This window comes from Anaerotignum sp. (assembly GCF_030625865.1).
Taxonomy (GTDB): Bacteria; Bacillota; Clostridia; order Lachnospirales; family Anaerotignaceae; genus Chakrabartyella.
The window spans coordinates 34,802-50,980 of the sequence record NZ_DAOUQB010000010.1 but is presented as its reverse complement, the minus strand read 5'-3'; the positions used below and the strand labels follow the sequence as shown (position 1 = coordinate 50,980).

Sequence of the window (16,179 nt, the reverse complement as noted above, 5' to 3'; positions counted from 1 at the left end):
GGATTAGGTTATTTTGCAAAAAATCGGATGAAACAAGCACAAAAGTGGAAAGCTGGGCAAAAAAAGTGAAGGATTACCTTGTAAAATACTTGACAGCATAGCGTAGTTTTATTATAATCATTGTTGCAAATGCGAATAATTTGCGTTTGCAACAATTGCAATCCTACGGGAAGGAGCATATGGTATGAAAAAAATAAGTTTTTCTAATATTTTAGTATTGATTATGATTACGTTAATGTTTGCCGGTTGTGCCAATAAACAAGCCGATACAAATGCTGGTACAGGAACAGAGGAAAAACCCATTGTTGCTGTTTCTATTGTTCCGGAAGAAACCTTTGTTAAGGCAGTCTGCGGGGACATGGCAGATGTGGTTGTGTTGATTCCGCCGGGAAGTAGCCCGGAAAATTACGAACCCACGCCTAAGGAAATGGAGCAATTTAGTAATGCGAAAGTATACTTTACCATGGGAGTTCCTACTGAGGAGGCAAACATCTTACCAAAAGCTGGGGAAATGAACGATTTGAGAATTATTAGCCTTCAGGATGATGTATCAAAGTTATATCCAGATTTGGAATTGGCTCCGGGAGAGAGGGATCCCCATATTTGGCTTTCACCGAAACGTGCTATGGTAATGGTTCAGTCCATTGCCCGGGAAATGGGTGAAATTGACCCCGAAAATAAAAATGAATATGATGAGAATGCTCAGGAATATATAAAACAGCTTGAGGATTTGGACAAGGAAATTCAAAAGGCTCTGGAGGGCGTTGAGAATAGAAAGTTAATCGTATTCCATCCGGCATTCGGCTATCTAGCTGATGATTATGGTCTTGAGATGTATGCCCTTGAGGAAGAGGGAAAAGAGGCAACACCCCAAAAGCTACAGGAAATGATAGATTTGGCGAAAAAGGAGAATATTAAGGCCATTTTTTACCAAGCTGAAATTTCCAGTGCACAGGCGGAATCTTTTGCGGAAGAAATTGGCGGTAAAACAGTTCAGCTGGAACCTCTTGCATCCGATTATATAGAAAATCTCAAGAATATGGCTAAACTTATTTCGGAGGTTATGCAATGATTTATGCAACAAATGTAAGTGATATGCAAGATTGTAAAAATGCGGTCAGCATTCACAATCTAACGGTTAAATACAGAGAAACACCTGCTATTGCAGGTGTTTCTCTTGACGTTCAAGAAGGAGATTATTTGGGGATTATCGGCCCAAACGGCGGGGGCAAAACTACTTTGCTCAAAGCAATTTTGGGTTTGGTTTCTCCTTCGTGCGGCGAAATTACGGTTTATGGGAAAAAGCCAGGTAAAACGGGGAAACTCATTGGCTATGTGCCCCAAATTACAGGGTTGGATAAAGCTTTTCCCATCACAGTACGTGAGGTGGTCTTAACAGGAATGCTGAAACCTTCTTTCGCCCCATTTCATAAATATACAAAAATAGATAAAGAAAAAGCCGATGCGTACCTCAATAAAGTTGGTATTTACAAGCTTAAGGACAGAATGATTTCCCAGCTATCAGGCGGGGAATTCCAAAGGATGCTGATTGCAAGGGCGTTGGCGGTGGAGCCAAAGCTTTTGATTTTGGATGAGCCGACGGCAAGCGTGGATGTAAGCTCCGGTGACCAAATTTTTTCCTTGCTGAAGGAGCTGAATCAGAGTATGACAATTATTATGGTTACTCACGATTTGCTTGCCGTATCTTCTCAGGTAAAAACCTTAGCCTGCATGAAAGGAAGGTTAGTTTATCATGGTGGAAATGAGCTGAATGAAGAAATAGCAAAGGCTTTATACGGATACCCAATTGACCTTTTTGCCCATGGGGCACAGCCTAGAGCAAAGGAGGAACAATGATATGCTACTATCTTTATTCCAATATCAATTTGTTCAAAATGCAGTAATTGCAAGCATTCTTGCAAGCATTGTGTGTGGTATTATCGGTGTGATTATTGTTGAAAAAAAATTGATTATGATGAGTGGTGGGATCGCTCATACTTCATACGGCGGGGTAGGCCTTGGGTATTTGTTTGGGTTTGAACCCATTATCGGTGCTCTTTTTATCTCCATACTTGCGGCTTTGGGCATAGGATACATCAAAAGAAGGGGAGGCACTCGTTCAGATGTAGTGATTGGGCTTTTCTGGTCTTTGGGAATGGCTCTTGGTATTTTATTTATAGCTATGACGCCCGGGTATCCACCGGATTTATCATCTTATTTGTTTGGAAGCATCCTGTCGGTAACCAGAGGAGATCTGTTTTTTATGGCGGTTTTTACAATCGTCGTTGTGCTTGTCATTACGTTATTATTTAATTATTGGAAAGCCTACATGTTTGATGAGGAATTTGCATCCATTATAGGGATAAAGACTGCATTTATGGAATATCTTCTTTTTGTATTAATTGCCATGTCTGTTGTAGTTTTAATTCGTGTTGTGGGTATTATTCTGATTTTGGCGCTATTTACGGCACCCACGGCCATAGCGGGTTTATTGGCTAAAAACTTGAAATTGCGGATGGTATTATCTATAATCATAGGTGCTTTATTTTGTTTTGTGGGGCTATGGATATCCTATGTGTTTAATGTTGCCTCCGGTGCTGCCATTGTCATTCTCTCTGCTATAGGATATTTGTTCGTTTATATCTTTTATTCTATTAAATTTCGCAATCAAATGAATTAAGTCTTGTTAGTATAATATTTTGTGGAAGGTGTGATTAAGATGGAAAGTAAAAGTTGCAAAGAGATATTTAAGAAAAATGATATTAAAGCAACCAAACAAAGAGAACTGGTTTTTCAACTGCTGACAGATTCGGATGTGCCTTTAACCGCAGAAGAAATCTATGTGAAGCTTATGGAAAAAGAGAAAAACATGAGCCTTTCAACAATTTATAGAATTTTAGATGTCTTTGTTTCCAAAGGATTGGTGCAAAAGAGTAACATCACAAATAACAAAGCGGTATACGAGGTGTTGGGAATGGGGCATAAGCACCATATTATTTGTATATCCTGCGGAAAAATAATTGCCTTAGATCACTGCCCGATACAGGAATATGAAAAAGCCCTTGAAAGGGAAACGGAATTTAATATTACAAGTCATAAACTTGTTTTTTTTGGTTATTGTTCTGAATGCAGAAAAAAATCAGAATAAAACGATGCTTAAAATCTTTTTGAGAAAATAGTATTTTCGGTACAATGGCAATGCTATGTTATTTGGGAGTAAGAAAAATGAAAGAATTAAGAAAATTTATTTACGGTGATCCTGTTTTGTTTGTAGCTTTTGTAGTTGCGATTATTTCTGCTTTATTTGTCCATCCTTCAAAGAAATATTTAGAGTATCTAGATTTGCGTGTCTTAAGTCTGCTGTTTTCCATGATGATGGTAGTAGCGGGGTTTCAAAAAGCTGGCATCTTTGAGTGTATTATTACCCGTTTATTAAAGATTGTACATAATACTCGTGTGTTGGTTTTTATTTTGGTAGGAATTTGTTTTTTTAGTAGTATGTTAATCACCAATGACGTTGCTTTAATTACATTTGTTCCCCTTAGTATTATGATGCTGACGCAGACAGAAAAAAGAAAGCTTATGATTCCTGTGATTGTTTTACAAACGATTGCCGCAAACCTGGGCAGCATGCTTACACCTCTTGGGAATCCTCAAAACTTATATTTGTATTCTATTTCGAATATGACTATGGGGCAGTTTTTAAAGACAATGGCTATGCCGTCAGCAATTTCGCTTTTACTGCTTTTTGCAGTTATTTTTTTTGTTAAGCCAGAGGCGATAGAACTGTCTGGAGAGGGCTTCCAAGGGGGAAAGAGCGAAGTTGAAAAACCTGTTTTGTGGTGTTTGCTATTTTTTATATGTTTATTGGCTGTTTTACGTATGATTCCTTATGGTATTGCACTTATATTTGTTCTGAGTGGGGTTTTGATTTTTGCGGGAGATATATTCCTTCGGGTGGATTATGGATTGCTACTTACCTTTATTTTATTGTTTATCTTTATCGGGAATATAAGAAATATACCTGCTGTTAGCAACATACTCTATGAATTGGTAGGGGGAAGAGAGCTAATGGTTTCTATTTTGCTTAGCCAGATAATCAGTAATGTTCCTGCTACTATGCTCCTATCAAAGTTTACTGCGAATTATTCAGGACTATTGGTGGGGGTCAATCTTGGAGGATTGGGGACATTGATAGCTTCCATGGCTAGCGTTATTTCTTATAAGGCGTATGCTTCTACAAGAGGCGCTCAGACATGCAAGTATCTTTGTGTATTTACAGCGATTAATCTTTTATTTCTTGGAGTATTATGGTTAGTCGTTGCTGTAGTATAAGTCAAAGAAGAAAGAGAAATTGACTGCACTTATGGGGTGTGCCAATCCTAATAAAGGTGTTTTTTAGGAAAAAATGAATAGAAATATCAGTTTTGCAAATACTGGTTTCGAGGTGATAATTTATGGCAAAAGACAGTCAGCTTGATCCGAAGGAAGTTCGCAAAGCAAAAGCAAATGGCGGGCCTACTATGGCAGAAAGTGCATTGGACGGAGAAGGGCGAAACAAGAAAAAACAATCAGGATCTCGCCACAAACCGGGTGCTGATAAGGGATAATCCGAATAGTGGGTGTTTAAAAGCCCATTGCAAAAAGCCCTATATTGGAATAATTATATTAGGGAATACGAAAAAGGCTTTCTATGGTGAAAATTATAGAAAGCCTTAAATTTTGGAGAAAATGTGAAAAGGAGCAACAGGTTCTGATTTTGGAAAGTTGATGTTGGTAGAAACTTAGCTGGCTACCCCAGAAATGATGGGTGTTGCAATCTTTGTCCGTGGGAGGATAAATGCAAAGATGAATTTTTTATGCCGCATTTTTCCATAAACATCTTAATTTTTTTACTTTCCTCCCCTGCATTACTTCCTGTTCGACCCATACGGTCGCAAAATCCTAATAATGCAATTTCTCGGACATCAGTTTCTGCTTTCATTCCTTGCATATCTCCAAAAGGTAAACCTTTGAGAACGTATAATGGATGCATATGATATTTAACTAAGGCCCCAACGTGTTTAATGAGGGTTTGGTCATCCGTTAACTGAGACAGGAATTCCACTGCCATATGCATTCCCACTGTGTCATGATCATAGGCTGTAATTTTTCCACGACGTTCTCTGGTTGTTTTTGATTTTCCAATATCGTGCAAAAGGGCTGCCCACATAAAGGTAAGGGGATCACGACTTTGCTGACGCACCCGTGCTGCATGATCTACCACTAGGCAAACATGATTCCAAACACATCCTTCCGGATGATGGACAGGAGATTGGGGTATTGTTTCTAATATTTTTAGCATCGTATAGGGATATTCGTCAAGCTTTCCCCCAGACAACAATTGGTTTAAGTATGTCGATGGTTGAAAGTCTGCGCATAAATGCTTTGTCAATTCTACGTAAAGCTGTTTTTGTTTCAAATGTTGTTTATTATTTTCCTGTTTATGTGCGTTTTCATGGAATGCTTTGTGGGATTTGTCGTTATTTTTATTTTTTAATATATCTTTTTTTATAGGCTCTTGATTTCCCGATTTTTGCTTAATCATTGTATTCACCTCAGATGTTATTTTTCTCTGAGATGTAATGGATTATTCTTGTTTTGAGAAATCAGAGGGGTATAAAAAAGGAGAGCTATTCTAAAAAATTTGACAAAATAAAAAGACTAGCAGAATCATCCTGATTTTGGATTTTTTCCGCATAGTCTTTTAAATTTTAAACCGTAATTAATATAATATGTTTACTAAAAAGGTTGAAAACACAGGAACATAAGTAATCAAAAGCAGGTTGATTACCAAAAGAATATAGAAGGGCAGAGCTTCTTTAATAAAAGCCGCTGTTTTACATTTGGTAATCCCACACGTTACAAACATCAGTGTTCCCATAGGAGGGGATAAAGCACCGATAGCATTATTGAAGATATAAATCATAGCAAACTGAATTTCATTAATTCCATAGCTGGCAGCAATAGGTGCAAGGAGAGGAACTAAGATAATCATGGAAGCATTGCCTTCAATAAACATACCAACGATTAACAAGAAAATATTTACAACCAATAAGAAGATGTATTTGTTATGAATTGTACCCACAATCCATTCTGTCAATTGCTGAGGAATACGTTCCTTTGTTAAAATCCAGGAGAAAACACTGGCAGCTGCAACAATTAACATAATAGATGAAGTGGTACATACCGTTTCCTTTAAGCCTTGGAATGTGTTTTTCAAGTTAAGCTCCTTGTAGAGTAAACCAAGGAATATAGCGTAAAGAATAGCAATGGCGCCTGCTTCTGTTGCTGTAAAGACCCCTAAACGGATACCACCGATGATAATGATGGGCAAGCACAAGGGGAGAATTGCAGGTTTTGCAGCAGTCATATATTGCTTTGCAGAAGCCTTTTCTTTGTAAAGGGGCTGATAGCCGCGCTTTATAGAGATAAAACGTACCAAAATCATCATTGTGGCACACAATAAAGTTCCAATTCCCAGGCCGGACATAAAAAGTTTACCGATGGAAACGTTTGCAATACAACCGTATAAAATCATGGCAATGCCGGGCGGGATCAAAGGTGTAATCATGGAGGAGGTTGCTGTAACGACTGTGGAAAACTCTTTGGAGAATCCCTTTGCCTCCATTTCAGGAACCAGCATTTTCGCCTGCATTGCAGCATCTGCTAAGTTAGAGCCGGATAAACCGCCCATTAATGTGGAAAGCAATACGTTTACCTGTGCCAACCCTCCGGACATACGCCCGGTAAGTACGGAACAAAAATCCATAATACGTTTTGTTACCCCGGTATAGTTCATTAAAATACCGGCACAAACGAAAAAGGGAATTGCCAATAAAGATATACTTTCAACACCTGTAATCGCTCTTTGGGCGAACATAATGGTGTTTATTGTCGGATTTAGAGCAAAATAAATTGCGGAACCACCTAATACGGATAAATATACCGGAACTTTCAAAAATAAAAGCACCAGTAGCACGATGGCGGACAGAGCAAGAACACTATTCACTTTCTACCGCCTCCTTTGCTTCGGATTTTACACCCTTGACTAGGGCATAGAAGTAGTTGAGAATCATCAAAATAAAAGATACAGGTGCAATACCATAAATCAATGTATAAGGAATTTCTAACATAGGCGTTGAACGTCCACTCTTTATAAAGAGTTGAATAAAACCGATACTTTGTATAAATAAGTAAAAAATAACTGCAACAACAACAATTGAAATGAAAACGGTAAACATTTTTTGAACTTTTTTGGGCATCAAATCAACAATCATTTCAATGGCAACGTGATTCCCGTAACGAAAAGCTGCACCTGCTGATGCGAAAACAATCCAAACCATACAAGCAAGCTGGATCTCTTCTAACCAAGTGAATGGTGCACCAAAGGCACGACGCCAAATAACGCCTAAAAACGTAAGAATAATCAGAATTGCAAGTGCTATTCCAGCAACAAATACGTCAATATTAGCGAGTATAGATAATATATTATTATTTTTCTTCATATTCGCTCCCTCGAATCTATTCTGAAAATTACGGCGGAAGGATCTCCTGCCGCCGTAGTAGTCAGTATTATTATTTTGGATGTGATTTATTTAGCACCCATTGCAGCGCGAACTGTGTCATAAAGACCTTCGGACCAACCGAATGTGTCGCCCTGATCGTAGAATGCTTGTGCTTTTTCACGGAAGCCAGCCATAACTTCTTCAGAAGGTTCTACAACGGTTACACCTTCGTCTTTCATCTTCTGCAAGTAATCAGCTTCGGATTCTTGCTGAATCTGGTTGTTGTAAATACCTGCTTCTTTACCTGTTTCCAAAAGAATGTTCTGCTGTTCTTCTGTTAAAGAGTTGAACCAATCGTTAGAGCATACCCATGTTGTGAAGTTTAAAACATGACTATCTAAGATCAAGTATTTTGCAACTTCGTGCAACTTACGGCCATACAGTGTTGCAAGAGGGTTTTCAGCACCGTCGATTGTCTTTGTCTGCAATGCCTGATATACATCACCAAGGCTCATGCCAGTTGCAGCAGCACCTAAAGCGTTAAAGCCCAAAGTCTGAATCTGGTTGCTTGGAACACGGATCTTCATACCTGCTAAATCTTCTACTGTATTAACAGGTTTTACTGTCAAGGTATGACGAGCGCCATATGCCCAGTTAGAAGCGAGAAGCTTCAAACCTTTATCCTGCAATTTTGCTTCTTGTTCTTTGTACCAATCGGATTCAATCAATGTCCAGCACTGATCCCAATTGTCAAACAAGAAAGGTCCGAATACGATGCCAAAATCGGGTACACCGTAATCAGCATAGAAAGCGCCATCAGCTAAAGTTGCAACATTTTCGCCTAACAGCATGGAGTCGATCAAGTCTGTCTTGTTACCCAACTGAGAGTCAGGATAAAGAACGATTTCCATTGTGCCGCCGGATTTCTCATCTACCAAGTCTGCCCAGTGCTGCAAAGCCTGCCCGATAGGTTCAGACATGGAGTTTTCAAAACCAATCTGTAATTGTACTTTTTCTGTGGGTGTAGCTGTGTCAGGCTGATCAGCGGATTCTGCTGGTTTACTGGAACAACCTGCAAGAGAAGCAACGGAGATTGCTGCAATACACATAGAAGCTACTAACTTTTTAAATTTCATTTTCTTTTCCCCTTTCAATTCTTGTTTTTTGCATAATTTTATGAACACACCCTTAAGATTGGGTGAAGTCCAGCACAACCTTTAACATTTTATTGGCATTTTCAGAAAAATCTGCAAGTGCCTGAGAACCGTCTGTCCAGTTATAACGGTTTGTTATAACTTTATTTAATTTTACATCATGATGTAATACCAAGTCGATCAATTCTTTAAAATCTTTTTCCAGTGCATTACGGGAACCATAAATATTTAGTTCTTTTTTCTGGATTATTGTAAAGAAGAAATCGTCAATGTTTTTCTTTGAAACGCCAATCAAAACGACCTTACCGCCAAAACAGGCAGCATCGATACAGTTTTGGAACGTAGCAGGCAGCCCTACAGCTTCAATTGCTACGTCAAAGCCATTTTCATTTGTTAATTCGGCTACACCCTTTTGAAATGCATCGGGAGAGCTGTTTAAAAGCTTATGATTAATTTTAAAGGTTTCATAAGCATAGTTTAATTTTTCTTCTGCCACATCGCAGATGGTTACTTCTGCACCTTTTGCTTTTGCCGCAATGGCAGCCAAAACACCAATGGTGCCGGCACCCATGATCAGAACTTTATCGCCGGGTTTTACTTCTGCCCGGGATACACCATGGTAGCTGATGCAAAAAGGTTCGATCAAAGCAAGTGTTTCTCCATCCAAACCTTTTCCATCGTAGATTCTTTCCACTGGCATGGTGATATATTCACTAAATGCGCCTTCCCGCTGAACTCCCATAGTCTGATTATCCTGACATACATTGACCCTTCCTTTTTGACAGGAGTAACATTCACCGCAGTTAAAGTATGGATTGCAGGTTACTATCATGCCAGGTTTTAACCCGTATTTATTTTCGCCAACCTCAACGATTTCTGCTGAAAACTCGTGTCCAGGAATACGAGGGTAGGAAACATAAGCATTTGCTCCACGGTAAGAGCTCAAATCACTACCGCATATACCTCCATACAGAAGTTTTAATAAGGCTTCGCCTTCTTTGGGAATAGGTTTTTCAATTTCGGCAATTGAAACATTTCCCGGTGAGTTAATTTTAAGTGCTTTCATAATATAAAATACCTTCCTTTTCAACAGCGATATGCCACTGCTTCTTTTGATGTATACATCACTCTATAAGAGGAGTATAATTGCAGACACTGGCATGTGTCAACTTAAAAATGAAACCAGACTTAATTTTCAATAGTATAAACAATTTTCATAGTGTATTTTTAAGCAATATAGACAAATAAATACGCTTAAATTTGAAGAATAAGTAAATTTATGAAAAATAAAGGATAAGCGTAATTTCGAAAGTCTACGTGGAAGATAAAATTTTGTCTATTGATGTATCCAAAAAGGGAATGATGTTGTTTATTGTTGATTTTATTATTTAAAAAACCGGCTATAAAAGCTTAAGGGCAAGTTCTTTTATAACAGAAAAAAAGGGGAAACAACTTAATTTTGCATAAGGTAAATGGATTTTGTAAGAATAGTTTTGAATAATTTTTGTTTTTCCCTTTGCAAATGAAAGATTATGTAGTATACTTTATCCAACTTTTTTGGGGGAGGCACATTGAATGGCTGGAAAGGAAAGCTTAAAGCAAAAAGCGTATTACGCAATAAAAGAGAAAATTATTCGCTGTGAATATGCACCGGGAGCGATGTTGAACGAGGAATCCTTGAGGGAAGAGCTGCATGTAAGCAGAACACCAATACGTGATGCCCTCAGCCGATTGGAGCAGGAAGGATTGATTTCCATTTTGCCCAAAAAGGGCATCGAGGTGTCAGGTTTGTCGATTAATGATATTAATTTAATATTTGAGGTTCGCCTCCTTTATGAACCCTATGCGCTTTTGAAATATGGGTCGAAAATTAAGGATGAAGTAATTTATAAATATTATGATACTTTTTCCTCCCCTGCCCATACTTTTAGCGAGGAAGAATATTATTCATTGGATGACACCTTTCATGTTAGCATTGTTGAAGCGATCCAGAATCCTTATCTGTTAAAAACCTATGATTGGATTCACAATCAAAACCTGCGGTTTCGAGTTTTGACAGGGCAGTTTGTTGATTTGCGATTAGAAAGAACCAATCAGGAGCACTTAAAAATAGTGACTGCTTGTTTAAAACATAACTGGGAATTAGCGGCAAAGGAGATGGAAGCCCATCTGTTGGCATCAAAAAATGCAACATTTGACTTGGTGTTAAGTAATAAAACTACAGAAATGTAAAAAAGTAATTTTAATTATGCTTTACTATGATTTTTGATGCACAGAATATAAAATAAAATAAAAATAAAGGATAAAAGTATGATGTGCCTTTGTAACCGGGGGTGCATCTTTTTTTGTGAAGCAAAAAAATGAAATAAGGATTGTATACATTAAAATAAAAATGGAAAACCTAGGATAATTACTTCAAAATGCACAAAAATCAAAGTGATATATTGTCTGATTAAACAAAAATACAATATTTTTGCTTTTGTTGTATACAACAGACTAAATTATGTTGTATACTGTTCCTGTGAATATCTTAAACCAAAAATTTGGAGGTATAAGGTTTATGAAAAAGATAAATGAAGTGTTGGCTCCTCAAGCACCGGCTTTGAAGGAAAAAGTATTGCAATTTGGGGAAGGAAATTTTCTTCGTGCCTTTACTGATTGGATGATTAACAAGGCAAATAATCAGGGCTGTTTTGATGGTTCTATTGTTTTGTGTCAGCCCATTGCAAAGGGGATGGGAGAGGTAATTAATTCTCAAAATGGTATGTATACATTGATTATGCGGGGAATTGAAAATGGCAAGCCCGTAGAAAAGATTGAGGCGAATACATCTGTTTCTCGTTGTATCAATCCTTATGAGGATTATGAGGCTTTGTTAAACATGGCTCGTTCCCAGGATTTAAAGGTGGTTATTTCCAATACAACGGAGGCAGGCATTGCTTATAAGGCCGGAGATCAGCTAACTGATAGACCGGCGCAGTCCTTTCCTGCAAAGGTTTGTGCATTTTTATATGAAAGATATCAGGTGTTTCACGGCGCAACAGAGAAAGGATTACTTTTTTTGCCTGTGGAATTAATTGATAACAATGGGGTAAATTTATTGCGCATTGTTTTACAGTATGCTGAGGAATGGGGTTTAGAGGAAAACTTCAAAACTTGGGTAAAAGAGAGCAATCATTTTTGTTCTACCATGGTTGACCGTATTGTGACTGGTTACCCTGGGGATCAACTTGATTATTTTTATAATGAAATGGGTTATGAGGATAAATGTTTGGTAACCAGTGAAGTATTTAACCTTTGGGTCATTGAAGGGAAAAAAGAATGGGCAGATATTTTACCCATTCATAAAACAGATGCAAATGTGATTTGGACAGAGGATGCAACGCCATATAAAAAACGTAAGGTTAGAATTTTAAATGGTGGGCATACGGCAACGGTTTTGGCTGCATATCTGTCAGGGCATAGTATTGTTTTGGAAATGATGAATGATCCCTTGTTTGAAAAATATTTGGATAAACTTCTATATGACGAAATTATTCCTACTTTGGATTTGCCTAAGGAAGATTTGGAACAGTTTGCTTCCGATGTTAAAGACCGTTTCCGTAACCCCTATATTAAGCATAAATTGCTGGATATTTCATTGAATTCTTGCTCTAAATGGTGCGCAAGATGTATGCCCAGTTTACTTGGCTATGTAGAGGAAACAGGAAAGTTACCCAAGGCTTTGGCGTTTTCTTTCGCGGCGTTTATTCGTTTCTACAAAGGCACAATGGATAACGGGCATTATACGGGAATCCGCGCTGATGGTACGGTTTATAGCATTAAAGATGATATGGAGGTATTGGAATTTTTTGCTAAAATTTGGGCAGAAAAGGACGCTTTGGGCATTGCCCAAGGGGTATTATCCAATACAGCTTTTTGGAATGGTACTGATTTAAATGCCATCGATGGCTTGACTGCATTAGTTACTTCCTATTTAAATGCGATGGAAGAAAAAGAAATAAAGGAAGTTTTGGCTTCCCTTCTGGCTTAAGGAGTGTTCAAGCATGAAGGATAATATGATTATTGTAAATCCAAAGGACAGCGTTGCCGTTGTTCTTTGCGATATAAAAAAAAATGAGGTTTGTCAGTGTGGTGAGGTTACGCTTATTGCAAAGGATGATATTCCTTTTGGTCATAAGATTGCCCTATTTCCCATTAATGCGGGGGAGAATGTTATAAAATACGGAAGCCCCATTGGACATGCTACGAAAAGTATTGAAAAAGGACAACATGTTCATGTTCATAATGCGAAAACTAATCTGGCTGAAAGTGGGGAGTATAAATTTTCCGGCACCCAAGGGTATGATTGGAATGTGCAGGATGAATATTTTATGGGCTACCGTAGAAAAGACGGTCTTGTGGGAGTAAGAAATGAAATCTGGATTGTGCCTACAGTGGGTTGTGTAAATAAAACGGCGGAGCGCTTGGTAAAAGAAGCGGAAAAAATGGGGATTCATGCTCTGGCAGTGACTCATCCCTACGGCTGTTCCCAAATGGGTGAGGATCAGACCATGACGCAAAAGACTTTGGCGGCTTTGGTAAAACACCCCAACGCCGGCGGTGTTTTGGTTCTGTCTTTGGGCTGTGAAAACAACAACCTCGACGTGTTTCAACCATTTCTAGGCGAGTATGACAGCGAGAGAATTCGCTTTATGATTACACAAGAAGAAGAGGACGAGATGGAAAAGGGATTAGCCCTTTTAAAAGCCCTTTCCCAGCTTACAGAAAAAGACAAAAGAGAAAAAGTTCCTTTAAGGGAGCTGATTATCGGTTTCAAGTGCGGAGGCTCCGATGCATTTTCCGGAATCACCGCAAATCCCCTTTGCGGGCGCTTAACGGATTTACACACATCCGCAGGGGGAAGGGCAATTTTGACGGAGGTGCCGGAAATGTTTGGTGCCGAAGACAGCTTGTTTGCCCGTTGTGAAAGCAAAGAAGTATTTGACGAAGCAACAGCTATGATTAATGCGTTTAAAAACTACTATGTAAGCCATAACCAGGTTGTATATGAAAATCCTTCTCCCGGTAACAAGGCAGGGGGAATAACGACACTGGAGGAAAAATCCCTTGGCTGTATTCAAAAAGGCGGTCAGGCTACGGTTACTGATATTTTAGAGTATGCCAAGCCTGTTAAAAAGCCGGGACTTTCCTTATTAACAGGTCCTGGTAATGATATGGTATCCTGTACGAACCTTGCGGCTTCCGGTGCCCATATCATTCTTTTTACCACAGGAAGAGGAACACCTTTTGGTACCGTTGTTCCCACACTGAAAATTTCCTCAAATTCTGCCCTGGCGGAGCATAAAGCAAACTGGATTGATTTTAATGCAGGGATGATATTAGAGGGAACGACATTTGAAGAAGCAGCAAAACAGCTGATGGATTTATTAAAAGATACAGCTAGTGGAAAGCTTGCTAAAAATGAAGAAAACGATTACAAAGAAATTGCAATTTTTAAAGATGGGGTGACATTATAATGATTCAGTTAAGACCAAAAGAAGAGTGTATGTTTGATCAGGTTTCCTTAGGCGAAGTAATGCTAAGATTGGATCCCGGTGAGGGAAGAATCAAAACAGCCAGACAGTTCCGTGCTTGGGAAGGGGGCGGCGAATATAACGTTGCCCGTGGACTTCGTCGGTGCTTTGGATATAAAACAGCCATTTTAACGGCTTTTGCCGACAACGAAATTGGCCGTTTGATTGAGGATTTCATTTTGCAGGGTGGCGTGGATACTTCTTTTATTAAGTGGCTGCCTTATGACGGAATTGGCAGAAGTGTTCGCAATGGCTTGAATTTTACAGAAAGAGGTCACGGTGTACGTGGGGCAGTAGGTGTTTCCGATAGAGGCAATACGGCCATTGCCCAAATTAAGCCTGGTGAATTTGATTTTGATTATCTGTTTGGAACATTAGGTGTGCGTTGGCTGCATACAGGCGGTATTTTTGCGGCATTGTCCGAAAATAGTGCTGCTGTAACCATTGAAGCAGTAAAGGCAGCAAAAAAATACGGAACCATCGTATCCTATGACTTGAATTACCGTCCTTCTATGTGGAAATCTATTGGTGGACAGAAGAAGGCGCAGGAAGTAAATAAAGAAATTGCAAAATATATTGATGTTATGATTGGAAACGAAGAAGATTTCACAGCATGCCTTGGTTTTGAAATTGAAGGAAACGACGAAAACTTGGTTGCGCTGAATTTAGACGGCTACAAAAAAATGATGGCAAAAGCCGCTGAAACATACCCTAATTTTAAAGTAATGGCGACTACTTTAAGAAGTGTCAAAACTGCGACAGTAAACGATTGGGCAGCAATGTGCTGGGCAAATGGCGAAATTTATTTCTCTAAGAAATATGATGGTTTGGAAATCATGGATCGTGTTGGCGGCGGTGACAGTTTTGCTTCCGGTTTGATTTTTGGTTTGATGGAGTCAGGAGACCCAGAGGTTGCGGTAAATTACGGTGCGGCTCATGGTGCATTGGCGATGACAACGGCTGGAGATACAAGCATGGCAAGCCGTAAGGAAGTAGAAGCATTGATGGGTGGCGCAGGAGCCAGAGTGCAGCGTTAAGGAGGAGAAAAAATGACGATTGCAGAAAAAATTTCTAAAATTGGTGTAGTACCAGTCATTAAATTGGAACGTCCTGAAGAAGATGCATTGCCACTGGCAAAGGCACTTTCAGAGGGTGGTTTGCCCGTTGCGGAAATCACTTTCCGTGCAGAAGGGGCAGATAAAGCAATTAAGCTGATGCGTGAAAACTATCCTGATATGATTGTTGGCGCGGGTACGGTTTTGTATAAAGAACAGGTTGACAGAGCATTAGCGGCAGGGGCACAGTTTATTGTATCTCCTGGGTTTAATCCTAAAATTGCGGCTTATTGCATTGAAAAGAATGTGCCCATTTTCCCCGGATGTGTGACACCCACAGAAATTGAAGCAGCACACGATTTGGGTTTAACTACATTTAAATTTTTCCCGGCACAGCAGTATGGTGGTTTGGCTACCATTAAGGCATTGTCAAGCCCTTATCACCAGTTTAAGTTTATGCCTACAGGTGGTGTGAATTTAGATAATTTAAAGGAATATCTCTCTTTTAAGAGCATTTGTGCCGTTGGAGGATCTTTTATGGTAACGGATAAATTGATTAACGGCAAAGCATGGGAAGAAATCACATCTATTTGCCGTAAAGCTGCGGATATTGTTATCGAGGCAAGAGGTTAAATATCAAGGCTTTTATAAGAAATGTTTAAAAAGTGATCACCTTCTGTTCATGTAAAAACCGTTCATTTTACAGGCAGAGGAGTAACAACATGATAATAGGGCTGAATCGTTTACCTTTTTGTGAATGATTCAGCCCTATTATTCAGAAAAAAGTGTTATAGAAAAATAGTATTTTTAATAAATCTATGGCAAGTAAAAAAATAGCCACAGAGTG

At 38.9% G+C, this 16,179-nt stretch carries 16 protein-coding genes; 11 read left to right on the top strand and 5 right to left on the bottom strand.

Annotation, left to right across the window (positions count from 1 at the left end):
• The first annotated feature begins 184 nt into the window (after nucleotides 1–184).
• The 6 genes from P9Q65_RS04515 to P9Q65_RS04490 all read left to right on the top strand — a co-directional run bounded on the left by P9Q65_RS04515 (nucleotide 185) and on the right by P9Q65_RS04490 (nucleotide 4,610).
• Nucleotides 185–1,072: a metal ABC transporter solute-binding protein, Zn/Mn family gene (locus tag P9Q65_RS04515; protein WP_304508172.1), complete on the top strand. Its 888-nt coding sequence runs from the start codon at nucleotides 185–187 to the stop codon at nucleotides 1,070–1,072.
• Nucleotides 1,069–1,857 (top strand): metal ABC transporter ATP-binding protein, encoded by a 789-nt coding sequence (locus P9Q65_RS04510; protein WP_304508171.1) that lies wholly within the window; start codon nucleotides 1,069–1,071, stop codon nucleotides 1,855–1,857. Before P9Q65_RS04515 ends, P9Q65_RS04510 begins: the two co-directional genes overlap by 4 nt.
• Before the next feature lies 1 nt (nucleotide 1,858).
• Nucleotides 1,859–2,680, top strand: coding sequence for a metal ABC transporter permease (locus P9Q65_RS04505; RefSeq protein ID WP_304508169.1), 822 nt, complete (start codon nucleotides 1,859–1,861; stop codon nucleotides 2,678–2,680).
• Nucleotides 2,681–2,719: 39 nt separating this feature from the next.
• Nucleotides 2,720–3,148 (top strand): Fur family transcriptional regulator, encoded by a 429-nt coding sequence (locus tag P9Q65_RS04500; protein WP_304508168.1) that lies wholly within the window; start codon nucleotides 2,720–2,722, stop codon nucleotides 3,146–3,148.
• A gap of 77 nt (nucleotides 3,149–3,225) precedes the next feature.
• Entirely contained in the window at nucleotides 3,226–4,335 is a 1,110-nt protein-coding gene (locus P9Q65_RS04495; protein ID WP_304508166.1) for an SLC13 family permease, read from the top strand.
• 122 nt (nucleotides 4,336–4,457) lie between these two features.
• Complete coding sequence (locus P9Q65_RS04490; RefSeq protein ID WP_304508165.1) at nucleotides 4,458–4,610, top strand: hypothetical protein; 153 nt, start codon at nucleotides 4,458–4,460, stop codon at nucleotides 4,608–4,610.
• A 182-nt stretch (nucleotides 4,611–4,792) separates the two neighbouring features.
• Here the strand turns inward: P9Q65_RS04490 and P9Q65_RS04485 are convergent, their stop codons facing one another.
• From P9Q65_RS04485 to P9Q65_RS04465, 5 genes are all read right to left on the bottom strand, one after another.
• Complete coding sequence (locus tag P9Q65_RS04485; protein WP_304508163.1) at nucleotides 4,793–5,587, bottom strand: HDIG domain-containing metalloprotein; 795 nt, start codon at nucleotides 5,585–5,587, stop codon at nucleotides 4,793–4,795.
• A 177-nt stretch (nucleotides 5,588–5,764) separates the two neighbouring features.
• Nucleotides 5,765–7,051 (bottom strand): TRAP transporter large permease, encoded by a 1,287-nt coding sequence (locus P9Q65_RS04480; protein WP_304508162.1) that lies wholly within the window; start codon nucleotides 7,049–7,051, stop codon nucleotides 5,765–5,767.
• Entirely contained in the window at nucleotides 7,044–7,547 is a 504-nt protein-coding gene (locus tag P9Q65_RS04475; protein WP_304508160.1) for a TRAP transporter small permease, read from the bottom strand. Before P9Q65_RS04475 ends, P9Q65_RS04480 begins: the two co-directional genes overlap by 8 nt.
• 86 nt (nucleotides 7,548–7,633) lie before the next feature.
• On the bottom strand, nucleotides 7,634–8,683 hold the full coding sequence (locus P9Q65_RS04470; protein WP_304508159.1) for a C4-dicarboxylate TRAP transporter substrate-binding protein: 1,050 nt from the start codon (nucleotides 8,681–8,683) through the stop codon (nucleotides 7,634–7,636).
• A gap of 52 nt (nucleotides 8,684–8,735) precedes the next feature.
• Nucleotides 8,736–9,767, bottom strand: coding sequence for a zinc-binding alcohol dehydrogenase family protein (locus P9Q65_RS04465; protein ID WP_304508157.1), 1,032 nt, complete (start codon nucleotides 9,765–9,767; stop codon nucleotides 8,736–8,738).
• 509 nt (nucleotides 9,768–10,276) lie between these two features.
• Here P9Q65_RS04465 and P9Q65_RS04460 point away from each other — a divergent pair.
• From P9Q65_RS04460 to P9Q65_RS04440, 5 genes are all read left to right on the top strand, one after another.
• On the top strand, nucleotides 10,277–10,933 hold the full coding sequence (locus tag P9Q65_RS04460) for a GntR family transcriptional regulator (protein WP_304508156.1): 657 nt from the start codon (nucleotides 10,277–10,279) through the stop codon (nucleotides 10,931–10,933).
• A 328-nt stretch (nucleotides 10,934–11,261) separates the two neighbouring features.
• A complete protein-coding gene (locus P9Q65_RS04455; protein WP_304508154.1) occupies nucleotides 11,262–12,734 on the top strand; it encodes a tagaturonate reductase in 1,473 nt (490 codons plus the stop codon).
• A 13-nt stretch (nucleotides 12,735–12,747) separates the two neighbouring features.
• Nucleotides 12,748–14,220, top strand: coding sequence for a UxaA family hydrolase (locus P9Q65_RS04450; RefSeq protein ID WP_304508153.1), 1,473 nt, complete (start codon nucleotides 12,748–12,750; stop codon nucleotides 14,218–14,220).
• On the top strand, nucleotides 14,217–15,314 hold the full coding sequence (locus tag P9Q65_RS04445; RefSeq protein WP_304508201.1) for a sugar kinase: 1,098 nt from the start codon (nucleotides 14,217–14,219) through the stop codon (nucleotides 15,312–15,314). The genes P9Q65_RS04450 and P9Q65_RS04445 overlap by 4 nt, the downstream gene beginning before the upstream one ends.
• A gap of 12 nt (nucleotides 15,315–15,326) precedes the next feature.
• Nucleotides 15,327–15,965, top strand: a complete 639-nt coding sequence (locus P9Q65_RS04440; protein WP_304508152.1) for a bifunctional 4-hydroxy-2-oxoglutarate aldolase/2-dehydro-3-deoxy-phosphogluconate aldolase — start codon at nucleotides 15,327–15,329, stop codon at nucleotides 15,963–15,965.
• The last annotated feature ends 214 nt before the right edge of the window (nucleotides 15,966–16,179 follow it).